We start from the raw sequence: 17,280 nt of genomic DNA, 5'->3' as shown, positions 1-17,280 counted from the left end.
TTGCGCGGGGCGTCGGCGTTCCTGTACAGTCATCTCCTGTTGTGAACGGCGTCAGCCGTGAGCGACGGTGAGGGCGTATAGCTCAGGCGGTTAGAGCGCTTCGCTGATAACGAAGAGGTCCCAAGTTCAAGTCTTGGTACGCCCACTCCCACCACACAGAGCCCCGGTCCGCTGGGGCTCCGTTCGTCTCCGGAGGTCTTCCCATGGGTCGACTGGCACGCGTGGCCCTCGTGGTCAGCGCCGCGGCAGCCGCCTATGGGGCGCGTCTCTGGCGGGAGAACAGTGCGGGGAAGGACGTCTGGGCCACGGCCACGGACGACCTGCCGGAGGACGCCGACGGCGTCGAGCCGGCACCGGAGGACTGACCGGTCCTCACGGGGGCATGGCGCAATTGGTAGCGCACCTGCTTTGCAAGCAGGGGGTTAGGGGTTCGAGTCCCCTTGCCTCCACCGAAGAAGGGCCCGGGAGTCGTGAGACTCCCGGGCCCTTTCGTATGCCCAGGGTGGCCGCCGGCACCGTGGGCAGAAACCGGCGACCCGGGGGCTCCTGGGGCACAAACCGCAGGACTTCGGGCCCCGTGGGCAGAAGAGAGGGCGTTTCTGCCCACGGAGGGACGGGGATGGCCTGCCCCGAACCCCCGCCGCCGGATCCGCCCACCGCTCCCGCCGCCGTCGTGCGTGGTGTTGGATGGTCCGGTGAACACCACCATCGACACCCCGTCCCCCGACCGACCCGCCTCTGGGCAGGGCACTCCGGCCTACGCCCGGGTGCCCGCGAGCTACTACGACATCTTCGTGGGCGTCTTCATCGCCCTCCTCATCCTCTCCGGCGTCACCGCGGCCAAGCTCTTCTACGGCCCCACCGTCCCGGTCATCTCCGACCTCTTCTACGACGGCGGCCCCCTCATCTTCGACGGCGGCGCCTTCCTGTTCCCGTTCGCGTACATCGTCGGCGACATCCTCGCCGAGGTGTACGGCTGGCGCCGGGCCCGCCGCGCCATCGTCCTCGGCTTCGCGATGCTCGTGCTCGCCGCCCTCACCTACACGGTGGTCTCCTGGACCACGCCCGTCGAGGGCTTCGAGGTGTGGGACCAGGCCCTCGCGCCCATGCTGCGGATCACCGTGGCCGGCTTCGTCGCGTTCCTCGTGGGCTCCCTGCTCAACGCGTCCATCGTGGTCCGCCTCAAGGAGCGCATGAAGGAACGGCACGTGGCGTTCCGGCTCATCCTCTCCACCGTGGTCGGCCAGTTCTTCGACACCCTGATCTTCTGCACCATCGCCTACGCCGGCACCATCTCGCTGCTGGAACTGGCGAACTACACGGTGACCGGCTTCGCGTACAAGACGCTCGTGGAGATCCTCATCGTGCCGGTGACCCTGCTCGTCATCCGCGCCCTCAAGCGCCGGGAGCCCACCTACCGGGCACCCGGCTTCGAGATCCACCGCGACGACGATCCCGCCCTTGCCCCGGCCGCGTCCCGCTGACCCGCACGGGCCCCGGCGTCGGCCGCGCCGGGGCCCGTCCGTCGCGCGCACCCCGCCCAGCGACTACCGTCGGTGCCATGGGCAAGGACCTCTTCGAGCACGAGCAGCAGCAGACCCTCAGCCGTGAGCAGGCCGCCGCACGCCTACGCGACCTCGCCGACCAGCTCTCCCGGCAGAACGAGGTGCGGGTCGAGCACGGCGGCCGCGACGTCGTCGTCACCGTCCCGGACCGCGTGGGCCTCGAGGTGGAGCTCGAGGTCGAGGACGGCGGCGACGCCGAGCTGGAGATCACCCTCAGCTGGTGACCGGCCCCGGGGCGGCCGCTGCCTCCCCGTGCCTCAGAACGTCCAGAGCTCCCCGGGGGCCAGGCGCCGGTAGTCGGTCACGCCCTCGGCGAGACCCGAGAGCACCCGATCCACCACGCCCTTGCCGTCCTCGCTGAGGATGCCGTCGTGGATGGGGCGGGTGTGCGTCGCCGCGATGGCCCGCATCTGGTCCACCACGTCCGCGATGCGCAGCCACGGCGCGGCGGCGGGCAGCAGGAGCACCTCGACGTCGGCGTCCGGCACCGTGAACGAGTCGCCGGGGTGCAGCACGGCCCCGTCCACGAGATAGGACACGTTCACCGGGCGCGGCACCTCGGCGTGGATCACCGCGTGCTCCCCGCCGAGCACCTCCACCCGGAAGCCGGCGGCCTCGAACGTCTCCCCGGGCACGGCCGTGTGCACGTGTCCGGCGTCGAGCCCCGCCTCCGCCAGCGGCCCCGTGAGGTCCCGTGGCGCCCACACGTGCGTCTCCGTGCCGGCCAACGCCCGGGCCAGCTGCTCGGGGACCACGTGGTCCGGGTGGCCGTGCGTCACGAGGACGGCGTCCGCGCCGTCCAGGACCGCCGCGTCGCTGAACGCGCCGGGGTCGAACGCGAGGCGCCGGCCGGCCTTCTCGAGGCGGACGGCCGAGTGGCCGAAGAGGGTCAGGGTCGTGCTCATGCAGATCACTCCTCCGCCCGGCGTCGGGATCCCGGGCGCTCCCAGCCTCCCGCGCGCTCCCGGCGGTGGACAAGGCCCGCGCCCCGTTCGACGGCGGCCCACCGGCTCCCGCCCCGACCTGCGCCCGGACGCGCGCCGGCCCGCGCCCCCTCGGTCCTGCCGAGGATGCGCGGGCCGGTCGCCGTCCGCTGCGCACTCAGAGCGCGGGGGAGCGGGTCAGCGCTGCTGCCCGGGCTGGACGCCCAGCACCTTCGCGTTGGCGGCGGCCACCGGGTCCGGCGTGGCGGTGTCCACCCGCACGCCCTGACCCGCCGCGGCCGAGCCGGCCTCGGCCACGACCTTCTGCTGCTGGGCGTAGGGGTTGTTGGCCTCCACCACCGGGATGTTCGCGGTGATCGGGCCCGGCACCGGGGCGGTCCACGGATCCTGCACCGGCTTGGTCAGGCGCCACAGGGCGAAGCCGGCGCCGGCGGCGGCGGCCGCCATGCCCGCGACGATCCAGGCGCGGCCGCCCGAGCGGGAGGCCCGGCGACCGGCGGCACGGTTCAGGTCCTTCTCGGCGGCGCCGGCGTACTGCTCGGCGCCCTGGCGCAGGCGCTTCACGATCGCCTTGTCCCCGGTGAGCTTGATCAGGGCCTGCTCCAGGGCGTCCGGGACCTCGACGTCGTGGGCGGTCTTGCGGGCGTGCGCGGCGCCGTCGGCCAGGCGGGCGGCGGCCACGGGGAGGACCTCCTCCTTGCGGCGCTGGGCGTAGTCGCCGGCGTCGGCCAGGCGGGCCTGCACCTGCGGGGCCACCTTCCCGCCCTGCTCCTGCAGCGCGGACAGACCCGTGGCGAGGAGGCCGGCGAGGGTCAGGCCGCCCGCGGCGGCGGCGTCCTTGGCCTGGCCGGCGCGGTCGCTGAACAGGGCGGCGGACCGCTGCGCGTCCTTGCGGGCGCCCTTGGCGGCCTTCTTCGCGTCCTTGCGCAGGCCCTTGGCGGCCTGGCGGCCGTCCCGGCGCAGCTGCTTGGCCTTGCGGCCCCCACGACGGCGGCCCTTCTTCGCGGCCTTCTCAGCGTCCTTGCGCGCCGCGGCGAACTGCTGCTGCACCTCGTGGCCGGCGTCCTGCGCCTGGGCCTGCAGGTGCTCGAGGAAGTCCTGGACGGTGTCCACGCCCTTGGCGACGGCGGGGGCCAGCAGCCCGTACTGGTGCGCGACGGCCTCGCCGGCCTTCCGCGCCCCGCGCTCGACCACGGGGCCGTACTCCTGCTTGGCGTCCTGGGCCTTGCGGCGGCCCTCCTCGGCCGCGGCGGAGCCGCCGATCAGCCCGTAGGCCGCGGCCACCTCGCTCCAGGCGCGGGTGGACTCCACCTTCGGGGCGGCCCAGTGGCGCAGGTTCTCCGCCTGGCGTGCGACGAACGCGTTCGCGCCGCCGTCGTGCTGGATCTCGTCGTGCAGGGTCTTGCGAGCCATGTGATGCCTCCCGTGAGTTCTGGATGGTCGTTGAACGCGGTGGTCCTCGAGGCCCAGCCTAGTGGCCGACCCCCGCCGTGGCACGGGTCCCGGCACGCCGGGAGTGCGTACGCCGATCGCGGAAGACCCGCCCCCGGACGGCGGGATCCGGACGGCCCGCCGCCGCGGATGGAACAATGGGGCGCATGGCGAACAAGACGCACACCGCGACCATCCACACGAACCACGGCGACATCGTCGTCGAGCTGTTCGGCAACCACGCCCCGAAGACCGTGAAGAACTTCGTGGGTCTCGCCACCGGCGAGCAGGAGTGGACCCACCCGCAGACCGGTGAGAAGAACAACGGCGCCCCGCTGTACTCCGGCACCGTGTTCCACCGCATCATCAAGGACTTCATGATCCAGGGCGGCGACCCGCTCGGCATGGGCATCGGCGGCCCCGGCTACCAGTTCGGCGACGAGATCCACCCCGAGCTGCAGTTCGACCGTCCCTACCTGCTGGCCATGGCCAACGCCGGCCCCGGCACCAACGGCTCGCAGTTCTTCATCACCTCCGTGCCCACCGGCTGGCTCAACGGCAAGCACACCATCTTCGGCGAGGTGAAGGACGAGGCCTCCCAGAAGGTCGTGGACGAGCTCAACGCCGTCGCCACCGATCCCCGTGACCGCCCGCTCGAGGACGTCGTCATCGAGTCCATCGACATCGACGAGGCCTGAGCAGCCCCTCGGTGAGCACCACCCCCTCTGACCCGCACGGCCCGGACTCCGCGGACGGCACACCCCCGGTGTGCCCGCGGCATCCGGGCCGTGCCGCGTATGTGCGCTGCGCCGTCTGCCGGCGCCCCGCGTGCCTCGACTGCCAGCGTCCCGGCTCCGCGGCCGGACCGGTCTGCGTGGACTGTGCGTCCGGCGTCGTGGCCGGCCCTGCTCCGACGGTGGCTCCCGTCGGCGCCGCCGCGTCGGTCCCGGTCCGACGGCGGACGGGCTTCGCCGCCTCGCCCGTCACCTGGATCCTGCTGGCGGTCACGGCGGTGGTCTACGCGGCGCAGTGGATGACCCGGGACCAGGCGTCCGGCGTGACCGAGGCGCTCTGGTACGCCGGGCTCTACACGTCCCCGTACGGCATGGAGCCGTGGCGGATGGCCTCCTACGCGCTCGTGCACGACGTCTCCGGTCCCACGCACCTGCTGCTGAACATGCTCGCGCTGTGGGTGATCGGGCGTGTGCTCGAGCCCGCGCTGGGCTGGTGGCGGTTCCTCGCCCTCTACGTGCTCTCCGCCGTGGGCGGTGCGGTGTTCGCGCTGTGGGTCTCGGACCCGCTGCAGCCCGTCGTCGGGGCGTCCGGCGCCGTGTACGGCATGTTCGCGGCCCTGTTCCTGCTCACCCGGGTGCGGGGCGGGCAGGTGCGCTCGATCGCCGTGCTGATCGGCCTGAACCTCGTCTTCTCGTTCCTGCTGCCCGGGGTGGCCTGGCAGGTGCACGTGGGTGGGCTGCTGACGGGCGCGGTCGTCGCCGTCGTGTTCTCCCTGGCCGGCGGGCTGCGGCCCGGCCGCGCGCGCGTGCCGTCCGTGGGCGCCCAGGCAGCCGGCCTCGTGGTCGTGGCGGCGGCGCTGGCGGCGCTCACGGTGCTCGGCGCCGCCCGGGTCACGGTGGCAGGCCTGCTCGGCTAGGCCGTCGTCCCCGACCGTCCCCGGAGTTCTCCACAGCCGGGTGTGCACTTCTTCCCACAGGGGTGTCCACACCTGTGGACAACTCCGGGGACAACTCGTCTCCGGGCCGGATCGTGCGGATCGGCCATCCACAGGGTTGTCCACCACTGTGGAGAACTACACGCGTGTCATTCGCTCCAGCGGGACATCATCAGGAACCCGACGAGCGCGATGCCGAAGCCCACGAGGATGTTCCAGCCGCCGATCTGCACGATCGGGAAGAGGCCCTGGGTCAGGTAGTAGACGATGATCCAGAGCAGGCCGAGGATCAGCAGGCCGAACATCACGGCCTTGTACACGGGGGAGAGGGGCTTCGGACCCGGGTCCACGTCCCCGAGCTCCGTCCGCACGGCGGAGCGGCTGCGGCGCGCGGCCTCGAGCTCCTCGCGCTTCCGACGGGCCGAGTCCTTGCGCTTGCCGGCGGGTGCTGCCACGGGTCTTCTCCTCGGGTGGGGGGTGGTGGGCGCCCCCACCGGCGGAGACCGGGGCGGGGACGGTATCCTGCTGACCTGCCCAGGACCGGGGTCAGCGACGTGCCCGGCCAGTCTATGCACCCCGCTCCCACGCGGCGGGGAGGAAAGAGCGCCCCCGTGCAGAGCCCCGAGGTCTCCGTCCTCGTCGTCGACAACTACGACAGCTTCGTCTACACCTTGGTGGGCTACCTCGAGCAGCTCGGGGCCCGCACCACCGTGATCCGCAACGACGAGGTCACCCCCGCCCGCGCCCTCGAGCTCGCGGCCGAGCACACGGCCGTGCTCATCTCGCCCGGGCCGGGCGCACCCGCCGACGCCGGTGTCTCCCTCGACCTCATCCGCTCCGCCGCCGACGGCGGCCGCCCGCTCTTCGGGGTGTGCCTGGGGCACCAGGCCATCGCGGAGGCGTTCGGCGCCACCGTGACGCACGCGGAATCCCTCATGCACGGCAAGACGTCTCTGGTCCGCCGCGGCGAGCACCCCATGTTCGAGGGCGTCCCCTCGCCGTTCACCGCCACCCGCTACCACTCGCTGGCCGCCGTGCGGCCCACCGTGGACGAGGCGGTCCTGGAGATCACCGCCGAGACCGAGGACGGCGTCGTGATGGGACTGGCCCACCGCACCGCGCCCCTGTGGGGCGTGCAGTTCCACCCCGAGTCCGTGCTCACCGAGGGCGGCTACCGGATGCTCGGCAACTGGCTCGAGTCCGTGGGGCTCTCCGGGGCCGCCGAGCGCGGCGGCCGGCTCTCGCCCCTCGTCCGCCAGGACTGACCGGCCCCGGGGCCCGGTTCGCGGGTCCGACGGCGCCCCGTCCGCTCAGGTGGACGGCGGCGGATCGATCGAGGGCTCGGGCTCCGGCGTCAGCGTCGGCAGCGGGTCCACCGGCGTCGCGGTGGACGAGGTGCTCGGCGACTGCTCGGTCGGCTCCGACGAGGTCGACGGGGCCGCCGACGTCGGCGCCGGGCTCTGCGTCGGTGACGGCGTCGCGGTCGTCGTCGGCTCGGGGCTGGGCGTGGCCGAGGCGGACGGCGAGGGCGAGGGTTCCGCGCTCGCGGAGGGCTCGGGGCTCTCCGACGGCGGGGGGCTCGGTGACGCGGACGCCGACGGCGTGGGCTCGGGCGCCTCGCTGGACGGCGGCGCCGGCTCGGAGGGCTCGGCCGTGGGCGCGATCCACGAGGACGCCGTCAGGGTCAGGGAGGAACGGTTGTCCACGCGGACGCCGGCGGGCGGATCCTGGGCCACGACCGTTCCGGTGTCCGTGGTCGCGCCGTCCTCGTCCTGGATCCGCACGCGCAGCTCGGGGGCGCTCAGCGCCAGCTGACGCCGCGCGTCCGGAGCGCTCATCCCCACCACATCCGGCACGTCGACCATGCCGCTGGACAGGTGCAGCACCACGGAGGAGCCGGGCGGCACGTGCGTGCCCATCGCGGGGTCGGTGCGGGCGAGCAGCCCGCGTTCGAGTCGGCCGTCGTCCTGGTACTGCACGGAGGAGACACGCAGGCCCAGCCGTTCCAGCTCGCGGCGGGCCGCGTCCTCGGACAGCCCGTGCAGGGAGTCGGACAGCGCGATGCCCTCCTCGCCGCGGGACACCCGGATCCGCACCTCGGCCCCGCGGGGCACCTCCGTGCCCGTCGGCGGGTCGCTCTGGGTGACGGTCCCGTCCGGGGCGTCGGCCATGTACGCGGACGAGACGACGGCCACCAGACCTGCGTCCTCGAGCGCCGCGACCGCCTCGTCCTGCTGCAGCCCCACCACCGCGGGCACCTCCGCGGTGGTGGGCAGAGCCGCCGCGAGCCACGGCGCCAGGACCAGGGCCAGCGCGATCAGGACCGCGCCGGCCGCCAGGAGCGTGCGCCGGCGGAGGCGCCGGCGGACACGACGGTGCGTGGCCGTCGCTGGCGCCGGCGTGTCCCCTTGCGGTTCGGGCCGGGGCGTCGCGACCGCACCGGGCATCACCGGCTGGCCGACCGTCACCGGGCGGGGGCCGTCCATGGCGGCGGCGGCGGCAAGCTGCGCGGCGGAGGCGGCGCCGAGCAGTCCCGCACCCGCCACGGCATGGTTCGCCGCCTGGGGCTGTGCGGCGTCCGGCTCGGCCGGGACGGAGGGCGTCGGCCGGGTCAGCGGGACCGCGGCCGTCGGCACATCGGCCCCGTGCTCCGCGGCCGCGGCGCCCAGCACCGCGCCGACGAGGGCGGGAGGGACGGCATCGAGCGGCGGGGTGTGACGGCCGGGGCCGGCGTGCGGATCCGCGGCGGCCTCCTCGAGGGCCGCGAGGAACGCGGCGCCCGTGGGGAACCGGTCCTCCGGATCCTTGCGCAGGGCGCGCAGCACCACGGGGTCGAACGCGGGCGGCAGGTCGGGGTCGACGTCGGAGGGTGCCGGCGGCTCCTCGCGCACGTGCTGGTAGGCCACGGCCAGCGGCGTGTCACCCGTGAAGGGGGGTCGGCCCGTGAGCAGCTCGAACAGCAGGCAGCCGGCCGCGTAGAGGTCGGCGCGGCCGTCCACGGTGCGGCCCGTCGCCTGCTCCGGAGCCAGGTAGAGGGCCGTACCCACCACGGCCTGGGTCTGCGACGTGGTGGCGGAGGTGTCGGCCAGCGCATGGGCGATCCCGAAGTCCATCACCTTCACGGCGCCCGTCTCCGTGACCATGACGTTCGCGGGCTTCACATCGCGGTGGACGATGCCCTCCTCGTGCGCGTGCTCGAGCGCTTCCAGCACGCCCCGGGTCCAGGCCACGGCACGGTCCGTGCCCACGGCGCCCTCGGCGTGCAGGATCTCCCGCAGCGTCCGGCCGGAGACGAGCTCCATCACCAGGAACGGGCAGTCCACCGGATGGAGGCCGTCCTCGAGGGAGACCTCGCCCGTGTCGTACACGGAGACGATCGAGGGGTGGTTCAGGGAGGCCGCCGAGCGTGCCTCCTTGCGGAAGCGCGCCTGGAAGTGCGGATCGCGCGCCAGGTCCCGGCGCATCAGCTTGACCGCCACCGGGCGGTGCAGCCGCAGGTCCTCGCCGCGGAAGACGTCCGCCATGCCGCCGCGCCCGATCAGCTCACCGATCCGGTACCGCCCGTTCAGGATCCTCTGCTCATCCACAGACACGTCCGCGTGCCCGTCCCGCCCGCCGCTCAAGCGGAGGGCGTGGCGTCGGCGGACGAGGCCTCCGCACCACGCGCGTCGGCGGAGGAGGCATCCGCGCCGCGCGCGTCGGCGGACGGGTCGGTGGTGGGCTGGCCCGTCGGCGCCGTGGACTCCCCGGAGGACTCCGTCGTCGGATCCCCCGTGGGCGTCGTCGGCTCCTCGGTCGGCTCCGGCATGGGCTCCGGGTCGGCGGTGGCCGTCGGGGATTCGGCGGTGGGGGACGGGCTGGGCTCGTCCGAGGCCGACGGGCTCGGCTCGCTGCTCGGCTCCTCCGACGCGCTGGGCTCCGGCTCCGAGGCGGGCTGGGAGGCCTCGCGGGTCGGCGCGGCGTCGGACCCGCCGGTGGCCACGATCAGCTGCACGTGCGTGTCATAGCGGTGACGCTCGCCCTCGCCGGGCACCACGCGCACCACCTCGCCGTCGGCGCCGTCGGCGCCGTCGGCGGACGGGTCGTCCACCCGGTCCACGGTGAAGCCGCGGTCGCGCAGCGTCTGGATCGCGCTCTCCACGGGCTGGCCCACGAGGCCCTCCGGGATGACGCCCTCACCGGTGGAGACGGCCAGCGTGACGGTCTCACCGCGCCGCAGCGCCCCCACGGGGTTGATCTCCTCGACGGTGCCCTGCGGGCTCTGCGCGTCGCGGTCCTCCTCGCGCACCGCCAGGCCGAGGCCCTCGAGCTCGGTGCGCACCTCGCTCACGGGGCGACCCTTGTACGCCTCCGGGTCCACGTGCACGGACGACTCCTCCTGCGAGGTCGCCGGCGCCGAGCCGCCGACGCCGCGGCCACCCGTGAGCAGCGGCCACAGCAGGGCCCCCAGCAGGGCGAACACCACGAGCCCGAGCAGCGCCCACAGCGGCCAGCGGTTGGCGCGTCGCCGGCGGGCGGGTGCGGAGCCGCCCCCGGCGGGCGGGCCCGGGTCCACGACGTCGCCCGGGCGGGTCTGCTGGTCGCGCACGGCGGCGATCTCGTGGTCGCGCGTGCTTGTGCTCGCGGCGGCGCCGGCCGCACCGGCCGCCGCACCGGCGGCGCCGGGGCCGCGGGCGGCGTCGTCGGTGCGGGGCTGGGCCGCGGTCACCGGCAGCGCCGCGGTGGCGGGGAAGCCGTCCGTCCGGGTGCCCTCGGCGCGGGGATGGGTGGTGCGCATGCCGTCGTAGTCCAGGGGGGCGGTCTCGGCGCCCGAGGGGTCGGCCACGCCCTGCTCCTCGAGGAAGGCGGCCAGGCCGGGCACGGCCTCCACAGCGCCGCGGGTGTCCTTGCGACGCAGCGCGTCGGCGGCCTCCGAGAGCGCGGTCGCGTCCGAGGGCCGCTCCTTGGGGTCCTTCGAGAGCATGCACATGATCAGGGCGCGCACCGGGGCCGGGACGGTGTCCGGCAGGGGCGGCGGGGTGTCGTTGACCTGGGCGAGGGCGATCGCGATCTGGGACTCGCCCGTGAACGGGCGATGCCCGGCGAGGGCCTCGTAGCCGATGATGCCCAGCGAGTAGAGGTCGGAGGAGCCGGTGGCCTGCTGCCCCGTGGCCTGCTCGGGCGCGAGGTACTGGGCGGTGCCCATCACCTGGCCGGTGGCCGTGAGCGGGACCTGGTCCGCCAGGCGCGCGATGCCGAAGTCCGTCACCTTCACCCGGCCGGTGGGCGTGATCATGAGGTTGCCGGGCTTGACGTCGCGATGCACGAGCCCCTGGGCGTGGGCCGCCGAGAGCGCGGCCGCCGTCTGCGCGATGATCCCCAGGGTCCGCTCGGGGGAGAGCACCTTCTCCTTCTCGAGGATGGAGGACAGCGGCTGGCCGGGCACGAGCTCCATGACGAGGTAGGCGGAGCCCTTCTCCTCGCCGTAGTCGTAGACGTTGGCGACGCCGGGGTGGTTCAGCAGCGCGGTGTGCTGGGCCTCCGCCCGGAAGCGGCGCAGGAAGTTGGGGTCACCCGTGTACTCCTCCTTGAGGATCTTCACGGCGGTGATCCGGCCCAGGACCTTGTCCCGCGCCTTCCACACCTCGCCCATGCCGCCGATCGCGATGCGATCGGTCAACTGGTACCTGCCGCCGAGGGTGATGCCCGATGTCGGCCTCATTCCGTGACCACCGCTTCCATGATTGCCTTCATGCCACTGACGACTGTCTGATGTCCAACCCCCGGCGGCTCGTCCTCCACCACGATCGTCACGGCCGCCCGGGGGTTCTCGCTCGCGTCGAAGCCGGTGATCCAGGAGTGCACGTTGCCCGTGTCCCCGACCTCGGCCGTGCCCGACTTCGCCGCGATCCGCACCGTGTCCGACTGCACGGATCCCAGGATGCCGTCCTCCACCGCCGAGACCATCATGTCCGAGACCTGCCCGGCCACCTCGGGGGTCGTGGCCCGGCCGCGCTCACGGGGGCTGAACTCCTGCACCGTGGTGAGGTCCGAACGGCGGACCGCCTTGATCAGCTGCGGCTCCATGACCACGCCGTCGTTCGCGATGCCGGCGGCCACCATGGCCATCTGCAGCGCGGTGGCCTGCACGTCCCGCTGGCCGATCGAGGACTGCGCCAGCGCGGCGTCGTCCAGGTCGGAGGGGAACACGGAGGCGGTCACGGGCAGCGGGTATTCGAAGGAGTCGTTGAAGCCGAACCGCTCGGCGGCCTCCCGGATCCGGTCCTGGCCCAGCTCGACGGCGGCCATGGCGAACGGGGTGTTGCAGGACTGTGCCAGCGCCCATGTGAGGGTCTGACGCCCCACGGTGTTGCACGGTGAGCCGTCGTAGTTGGGCAGCTCCGTGGTCGTGCCGGGCAGCGTCCACGCGGCGGGGATGTCCACCGTCCCGTCCGGGGTGTAGTCACCGGACTCGAGCATGGCCACCGCGTCGATGAGCTTGAACGTGGAGCCGGGGGACACGAGCTGCTCCGAGGCGCGGTTGCGGTACGCGCTGGCACCGGGGATCTGATCGATCGCGGCCATCGCCGCCTGCGCCTCGGCCGGGTTGTGCGAGGAGAGCGCGTTGGGGTCGAAGCTCGGCTTCGACACCATGGCCAGGATCTCGCCCGTCGTCGGGTCCGTGACCACGGCGGAGGCGCGCACGCCGTCCGGGAGCGCGTCGTACGCCAGACGCTGCAGCTCGGGGTCGATCGTCAGCTCCACCTGGTCGCCCTCGGGCGTGGCACCCGTGATGATCTCCATGGCGCGGTCCACGAACTGGGACGTGGGGGTGCCGGAGAGCTGCTCGTTCATGGCCGCCTCCAGCCCGGCGGTGCCGTAGGTGAGCGAATAGAAGCCCGTGAGCGGGGCGTACAGCTCGGGCTCGTGGTAGACGCGCTGGTAGTGGTACGCGTCGTCGGAGGGGACGGACTCGGCGATCGGCTCGCCGTCCACGAGGATCGGCCCGCGCGGGGCGCCGAACTCCAGGAACATCTGCCGCGAGTTCAGGGCGTGCGTCTTGAGCTGGTCCGCGGCCAGCACCTGGATGACGGACGCAGCCAGCGCGAGCACCAGGATCATGGCCGCCATGACGGTCCACGTGCGTCGGATCGCCTCGTTCACCGCTCCTCACCTCCTCCCGGGGGCACAGCGGCCGCCGGGAGCGCCGTGCCGGGGTCGAGGTGGCCGGCGCCGGGCCCGGACGCGTTGACCATCCCGTCCACGACCGCGGGACGGCGGGCGGCGTTCGAGATGCGCAGCACGAGCCCCACGATGATCCAGTTGGCCAGCAGCGACGAGCCGCCGGCGGCGAGGAACGGCGTCGTGAGGCCGGTGAGCGGCAGCACGAGGGTCACACCGCCCATCACCACGAACACCTGCCACGCCATGGTGAAGGCCAGGCCGGAGGCGAGCACCTTGCCGAACGCGTCGCGCACGCCGAGGGCGGCGCGCATCATGCGGGTGACGAGCAGGAAGTACAGGACGAGCACGGCGGCCAGGCCCACGAAGCCGAGCTCCTCGCCGATGGCCGTGAGGATCATGTCCGAGAAGGACAGCGGCACCTGGGTGGGGTTGCCCGCGCCCAGGCCGGTGCCCATCAGCCCGCCCGAGGCCATCGCGAACAGGCCCTGGACGACCTGGTAGGAGCCGCCGAAGTCGCGATGGTAGATCTCGGGGTCGAAGGCCCTCAGCCAGATCTCGAACCGGGCGGTCACGTGCGGCATGAACAGGAACGCCAGCGCCGCGCCGAAGGCGATGAGGCCCAGGCCGAGGAGGATCCAGGAGGCGCGGGACGTGGCGATGTAGAGCATCGCCATGAACATGCCGAAGAACAGCAGGGCCGAGCCCAGGTCGCGCTGGAACACGAGCACGCCGAGCGCCAGGAGCCAGCCGGCCAGCAACGGGCCGAGGTCCCGGGCACGGGGGAAGGTCACCGGACCCACGCGGCGGCCGGCCAGCAGGATCAGGTCGCGGTTCGCGGAGAGGTAGCCGGCGAAGAAGACGGCCAGCGTGATCTTGGCGATCTCACCGGGCTGGAAGGTGCCGAATCCGACGTCGATCCAGATCCGCGCCCCGTACATGCTCAGGCCCAGCCCGGGCACGAGCGGCAGGAGCAGCAGCACGCCGGACGCGACGAGGAACAGGTAGGGCCAGCGCCGCAGCACCCGATGGTCGCGCACCAGGAACACCAGGGCGGAGGCCACCAGGACGGCCAGGACGGACCACACGAGCTGCGAGGTGGGGTTGGCCATCGCGGCGTCCTGGCTCAGCCGGTGGATCATGGCCAGGCCCAGCCCGTTGAGCAGGGCGGTGATCGGCAGCATGAACGGGTCCGCGTAGGGGGCGCGCAGCCGCAGGACCACGTGCAGCACCAGGGTGGCGGCCCCGAAGATGCCCAGCGGCACCCAGGCGGTGGAGTCCAGCGGGGCGTCCGTGCCGATCATGCCCAGCAGGTCCGCCCCCAGGGCGATGGCCAGGGCGGCCAGCAGCAGGACCAGTTCGATGTTCCGGCGCGGGCGTGCGGGGGAGATCACCTCGGTCACGGGGCCTCACCTCCCGTCGCGCTCGGGGACGACGCCGGGCTCGTCGGCGCGGCGGAGCCGGACGCGTCCGAGGGGCGGGCGGAGGACGACGACGGCGTCGTGCTCGGCCGGGCCCGCTCGGAGGGCTCACCGGCGGGGGCGGGGGCGTTCGGGTGCAGCGAGTCGCGCAGCTCGGCGACGATCTGCTCCGCGTGGTCCACGTCCCGGGCGGCCATGCCGGCGTTCACGCGGTCGCGGGCGTACGCGGGCAGCGCGTCCACCGGGAGGTCGGTCTGGCGGTCCACGTGGGACAGCTCGAGCGGGCCCAGCCGCTGGGAGACGCCCTTGAACACGGCGATCCGACCGTCGTTGGCCCCCACGTAGTACTGCGTCTGGGTCCACAGGTAGCCCCACACGGCCACGGCCGCGAGGGTGAGGGCGAGCAGCGTGGTGAACACGGGGATGAACCAGCCGCGGCGGTACTGCACCGGGCGGTCGTCCTTCCCACGCCGCCGACGCGCGGCCCCGTCCTCGGGGCCGCCGGCGGGCCCGGCGGTCGCCGGGGCCGTGGTCGACGTCTCGGCGGCCTGGTCGGACGGGCGGTCGGCAGCGGTGGCGGCCGGTGTGGCGGCGGCCGCGGTGCCGCGCGGCGCGGCGGGCGGGGCGGACGGGTCCGGGCGCGCGGCGACGTCGGGATCCGGCCCGTCCGTGAGGACGGCCGCGGTGCGCCGGGGACGGTTCTCCGGCACGGGCGTCTCGCCGAGCAGGGCGGCGGCGCGGCGGCGCGTGGAGCTGCGCGTGACCACGGGGATGCGATCGGTCTTCACGGCGTTGGAGGCCGCGCCGACGAGCAGGTGGGGCCGTGCGTCCAGGTCCTCGCGCAGCAGCAGGCCGGAGACCGGGCCGACCTCGGGCGGGTGGGCCGCGGCGAGGGCCTGCTCCGACAGGTGGACGTCCGGGACGGGGGCCAGCTCCTCCGCCGTGCCCTCCGCGATCTCGAACGCCACCACGGTCACGTTGTCCGGGGCGCCGCCCTTGAGGGTCAGGTCCACGAGGGTGTCGACGGCCTGGTTGAGAGCCTCCGAGTCCCGCAGCACCTCGTGGATCTTCTCGGGGGAGACCACGTCCGTGAGGCCGTCCGAGCAGAACAGCCAGCGCTCTCCGGGGGCGACGGGCACCTCGAACACGTCCAGCTCGGGGGAGGCGTCCACGTCGCCGAGCACGCGCATGAGCACGTTCTTGTTCGGGTGGAACGGGGCCTCCCCGGCCTCGAGGCGCCCCTCGTCGACGAGCTTCTGCACGAACGTGTGGTCCGTGGTGACCTGGGAGAACTCGCCGTCCGCGAGCCGGTAGGCACGGGAGTCGCCGATGTGCGCGATGTGCAGCGTGGTCCCCGCGAGCAGGCCGGCGGTGCACGTGGTGCCCATGCCGGCGAGCTTGGGGTTGGCGTGCACCAGCTCGTTGAGGATCAGGTTGGCGTTCTGGATCTCGTCCGGCAGCACCGTGGCCGGGTCCTCGTAGCCCACCGCATCCAGCGGGGCCAGGTCCAGCACCGTGGACGCGCTTGCCACGTCGCCGCCCACGTGCCCGCCCATGCCGTCCGCGAGCACGGCCAGATGACGGCCCACGTAGGCGGAGTCGTCGTTCTTGGCACGGACGCGGCCGACGTCGGAGCGGGCGGCGTAGCGGAGGACGAGGGTCATGGGTCAGGCCTCGAGCTCCATGACGGTCTTGCCGATGCGGATGGCCGTGCCGGGGCCCACGGGCAGCGCGCGGGTCACGGGGGCGCCGTTCACGTAGGTGCCGTTCGTGGAGCCGAGGTCCTCGAGGAACCAGCGGGTGCCCTGCGGGAACAGCCGGGCGTGGCGGCCGGAGGCGTAGTCGTCCACGAGCACCAGGTCGGCGTCCTGGGCGCGGCCCATCAGCAGGGGACGGCCCTCCAGGGCGATGGTCTGCCCGGCCTTCGGGCCCTCGACCACCCGCAGGGTCCGGGACAGCCGCGGGGCCGGCGTCGTCGGCGCGGACGCGGCGGGGGCCGGCGTCGACGCGGGCGCGGGTCGGTCGACCGCGGACGAGCCCGCCCCGGCGACCCCGGCCGCGGGCGCCGCGGTGACCAGGCCGGCGTCGCGCTGGGCCTGCTGGAGGCGCGTCTTGTTGCGCCGGCCGACCACGAGGTCGCGGCCCTGCGCCATGACGATGGAGATGATCAGCACCCACAGGGCCAGCAGCAGGCCCATGCGGAGCACGGCGACGGCGAGCTCGCTCATGCGCGGCCCCCCGTCCCGCCGAAGAACAGCAGCTCGGTCTGGCCGACGGTCACCACGTCCCCGTCGCGCAGGGTGACGGAGCCGTCCACGCGGCGGCCGTTGACGAGCACGCCGTTGCGGCTGCCCAGGTCCAGGAGCGTGACCGTGGAGCCGACGGTGAGCAGGCGCAGGTGCTCGCGGGACACCGAGGAGTCCGGGATCACGAGGTCGGCACGCTCGGCCGAGCGGCCGAGGATGAGGTCGTCCCCGTCCAGGGGGAGCATGCGGCCGTCCAGCTCGAGGGCCGGGCCGGCGGGCTCGGTCACGGGGCGGCCCGTCACGACGGTCGGCTGGTCGGCGTGGGCGGGGGCGGCGGCGGAGGCTCCCGGGCCGTGGGCGGTGGCGGGCGAGGGGCCGTCGTCGTGGGAAGCCGGGGCGGGGCGGGAGCCGTCGTCCAGGCGGGTGACCACGCGCAGGTCCCCGGCGCGCACGTCCGCGTCAGGGTGGAAGGCGACCCGGACCGTGCCGGGCAGTGCATAGCCCTGGGAGTCGGCGTGGCGGATGACCTCATCGCACAGCTCGCTGGCGAGGGTGGACCCCCACGAGCGGGCGCGCTCGAAGTCGGCGGGGGAGAAGTGGACCACGTAGTTGTTGGGCGCGACCGTGTGGCCCTCGGACAGCGCGAACGACTCGTCGTCCATCGCCTGTCGCAGGGCCGAGGCGATCTCCACCGGCTTGACCGCCCGCGGACCGCCGGCCGAGAAGGCCGAGCGCACGGCCCGCTCCAGGCCGCGTTCGAGGTTGTCCAGAAGTCCCACGACGGGGCCCCTTTCCACAGTTGTCCGTCCCGATACTACGGGCCGGGCTGGGAGACCGCCGAGA

The 17,280-nt window shown here is 73.9% G+C and carries 16 protein-coding genes and 2 tRNA genes; 8 read left to right on the top strand and 10 right to left on the bottom strand.

Annotated elements, in window-relative coordinates; translation table 11 throughout:
- Positions 1-71 precede the first annotated feature (71 nt).
- From J1M41_RS03865 to J1M41_RS03845, 5 genes are all read left to right on the top strand, one after another.
- Positions 72-145: transfer RNA gene (locus tag J1M41_RS03865), tRNA-Ile, on the top strand.
- Positions 146-203: 58 nt separating this feature from the next.
- Positions 204-365, top strand: coding sequence for a hypothetical protein (locus J1M41_RS03860; protein WP_020624432.1), 162 nt, complete (start codon positions 204-206; stop codon positions 363-365).
- 11 nt (positions 366-376) lie between these two features.
- Positions 377-449 (top strand) — tRNA-Ala (locus J1M41_RS03855).
- A 246-nt stretch (positions 450-695) separates the two neighbouring features.
- Complete coding sequence (locus J1M41_RS03850; RefSeq protein WP_100057478.1) at positions 696-1,484, top strand: queuosine precursor transporter; 789 nt, start codon at positions 696-698, stop codon at positions 1,482-1,484.
- A gap of 77 nt (positions 1,485-1,561) precedes the next feature.
- Positions 1,562-1,789 (top strand): amphi-Trp domain-containing protein, encoded by a 228-nt coding sequence (locus J1M41_RS03845; RefSeq protein WP_020624434.1) that lies wholly within the window; start codon positions 1,562-1,564, stop codon positions 1,787-1,789.
- 33 nt (positions 1,790-1,822) lie between these two features.
- Here the strand turns inward: J1M41_RS03845 and J1M41_RS03840 are convergent, their stop codons facing one another.
- The gene (locus J1M41_RS03840) at positions 1,823-2,470 is read right to left on the bottom strand and encodes an MBL fold metallo-hydrolase (protein ID WP_044659938.1); all 648 of its coding nucleotides are present in this window, start codon (positions 2,468-2,470) and stop codon (positions 1,823-1,825) included.
- Positions 2,471-2,686: 216 nt separating this feature from the next.
- Entirely contained in the window at positions 2,687-3,922 is a 1,236-nt protein-coding gene (locus tag J1M41_RS03835; RefSeq protein ID WP_206451191.1) for a hypothetical protein, read from the bottom strand.
- A gap of 185 nt (positions 3,923-4,107) precedes the next feature.
- Here J1M41_RS03835 and J1M41_RS03830 point away from each other — a divergent pair, with 185 nt between their 5' ends.
- Complete coding sequence (locus J1M41_RS03830; RefSeq protein WP_010079725.1) at positions 4,108-4,638, top strand: peptidylprolyl isomerase; 531 nt, start codon at positions 4,108-4,110, stop codon at positions 4,636-4,638.
- 218 nt (positions 4,639-4,856) lie between these two features.
- Positions 4,857-5,591, top strand: a complete 735-nt coding sequence (locus J1M41_RS03825) for a rhomboid family intramembrane serine protease (RefSeq protein WP_342214061.1) — start codon at positions 4,857-4,859, stop codon at positions 5,589-5,591.
- A gap of 167 nt (positions 5,592-5,758) precedes the next feature.
- Here J1M41_RS03825 and J1M41_RS03820 read toward each other — a convergent pair whose 3' ends face one another.
- Positions 5,759-6,064 carry a cell division protein CrgA gene (locus tag J1M41_RS03820; RefSeq protein WP_073117158.1) on the bottom strand — a complete coding sequence of 102 codons (306 nt, stop codon included), beginning with the start codon at positions 6,062-6,064 and terminating at the stop codon, positions 5,759-5,761.
- Positions 6,065-6,220: 156 nt separating this feature from the next.
- Here J1M41_RS03820 and J1M41_RS03815 point away from each other — a divergent pair, with 156 nt between their 5' ends.
- Entirely contained in the window at positions 6,221-6,874 is a 654-nt protein-coding gene (locus J1M41_RS03815) for an aminodeoxychorismate/anthranilate synthase component II (RefSeq protein WP_036337278.1), read from the top strand.
- A 45-nt stretch (positions 6,875-6,919) separates the two neighbouring features.
- Here the strand turns inward: J1M41_RS03815 and pknB are convergent, their stop codons facing one another.
- The 7 genes from pknB to J1M41_RS03780 are packed head-to-tail and all read right to left on the bottom strand — an operon-like array spanning position 6,920 to position 17,216.
- Positions 6,920-9,196, bottom strand: a complete 2,277-nt coding sequence (gene pknB / locus J1M41_RS03810; protein ID WP_069941251.1) for a Stk1 family PASTA domain-containing Ser/Thr kinase — start codon at positions 9,194-9,196, stop codon at positions 6,920-6,922.
- Between the two features lie 32 nt (positions 9,197-9,228).
- Positions 9,229-11,310 (bottom strand): protein kinase, encoded by a 2,082-nt coding sequence (locus tag J1M41_RS03805; protein ID WP_206451190.1) that lies wholly within the window; start codon positions 11,308-11,310, stop codon positions 9,229-9,231.
- Entirely contained in the window at positions 11,307-12,752 is a 1,446-nt protein-coding gene (locus tag J1M41_RS03800; protein ID WP_010079719.1) for a penicillin-binding protein 2, read from the bottom strand. Before J1M41_RS03800 ends, J1M41_RS03805 begins: the two co-directional genes overlap by 4 nt.
- Positions 12,749-14,173, bottom strand: coding sequence for an FtsW/RodA/SpoVE family cell cycle protein (locus J1M41_RS03795; RefSeq protein WP_206451189.1), 1,425 nt, complete (start codon positions 14,171-14,173; stop codon positions 12,749-12,751). Before J1M41_RS03795 ends, J1M41_RS03800 begins: the two co-directional genes overlap by 4 nt.
- On the bottom strand, positions 14,170-15,855 hold the full coding sequence (locus J1M41_RS03790; protein WP_206451188.1) for a PP2C family serine/threonine-protein phosphatase: 1,686 nt from the start codon (positions 15,853-15,855) through the stop codon (positions 14,170-14,172). The genes J1M41_RS03795 and J1M41_RS03790 overlap by 4 nt, the downstream gene beginning before the upstream one ends.
- Positions 15,856-15,858: 3 nt before the next feature.
- Positions 15,859-16,419, bottom strand: a complete 561-nt coding sequence (locus J1M41_RS03785) for an FHA domain-containing protein (protein WP_002858202.1) — start codon at positions 16,417-16,419, stop codon at positions 15,859-15,861.
- Positions 16,416-17,216: a DUF3662 and FHA domain-containing protein gene (locus tag J1M41_RS03780; protein ID WP_206451187.1), complete on the bottom strand. Its 801-nt coding sequence runs from the start codon at positions 17,214-17,216 to the stop codon at positions 16,416-16,418. Before J1M41_RS03780 ends, J1M41_RS03785 begins: the two co-directional genes overlap by 4 nt.
- Between the last annotated feature and the right edge of the window lie 64 nt (positions 17,217-17,280).

It is taken from the genome of Micrococcus sp. KRD096, assembly GCF_017168495.1.
Lineage (GTDB): Bacteria > Actinomycetota > Actinomycetes > Actinomycetales > Micrococcaceae > Micrococcus > Micrococcus luteus.
Note: the sequence above shows the minus strand (reverse complement) of the source record. Positions and strands in the feature narration are given on the sequence as shown.

Coding starts and splice junctions, on each gene's coding strand:
- J1M41_RS03860 (WP_020624432.1), top strand. CDS start 204: ATGGGTCGACTGGCACGCGTGGCCCTCGTGGTCAGCGCCGCGGCAGCC.
- J1M41_RS03845 (WP_020624434.1), top strand. CDS start 1,562: ATGGGCAAGGACCTCTTCGAGCACGAGCAGCAGCAGACCCTCAGCCGT.
- J1M41_RS03840 (WP_044659938.1), bottom strand. CDS start 2,470: ATGAGCACGACCCTGACCCTCTTCGGCCACTCGGCCGTCCGCCTCGAG.
- J1M41_RS03835 (WP_206451191.1), bottom strand. CDS start 3,922: ATGGCTCGCAAGACCCTGCACGACGAGATCCAGCACGACGGCGGCGCG.
- J1M41_RS03830 (WP_010079725.1), top strand. CDS start 4,108: ATGGCGAACAAGACGCACACCGCGACCATCCACACGAACCACGGCGAC.
- J1M41_RS03805 (WP_206451190.1), bottom strand. CDS start 11,310: ATGAGGCCGACATCGGGCATCACCCTCGGCGGCAGGTACCAGTTGACC.
- J1M41_RS03790 (WP_206451188.1), bottom strand. CDS start 15,855: ATGACCCTCGTCCTCCGCTACGCCGCCCGCTCCGACGTCGGCCGCGTC.
- J1M41_RS03785 (WP_002858202.1), bottom strand. CDS start 16,419: ATGAGCGAGCTCGCCGTCGCCGTGCTCCGCATGGGCCTGCTGCTGGCC.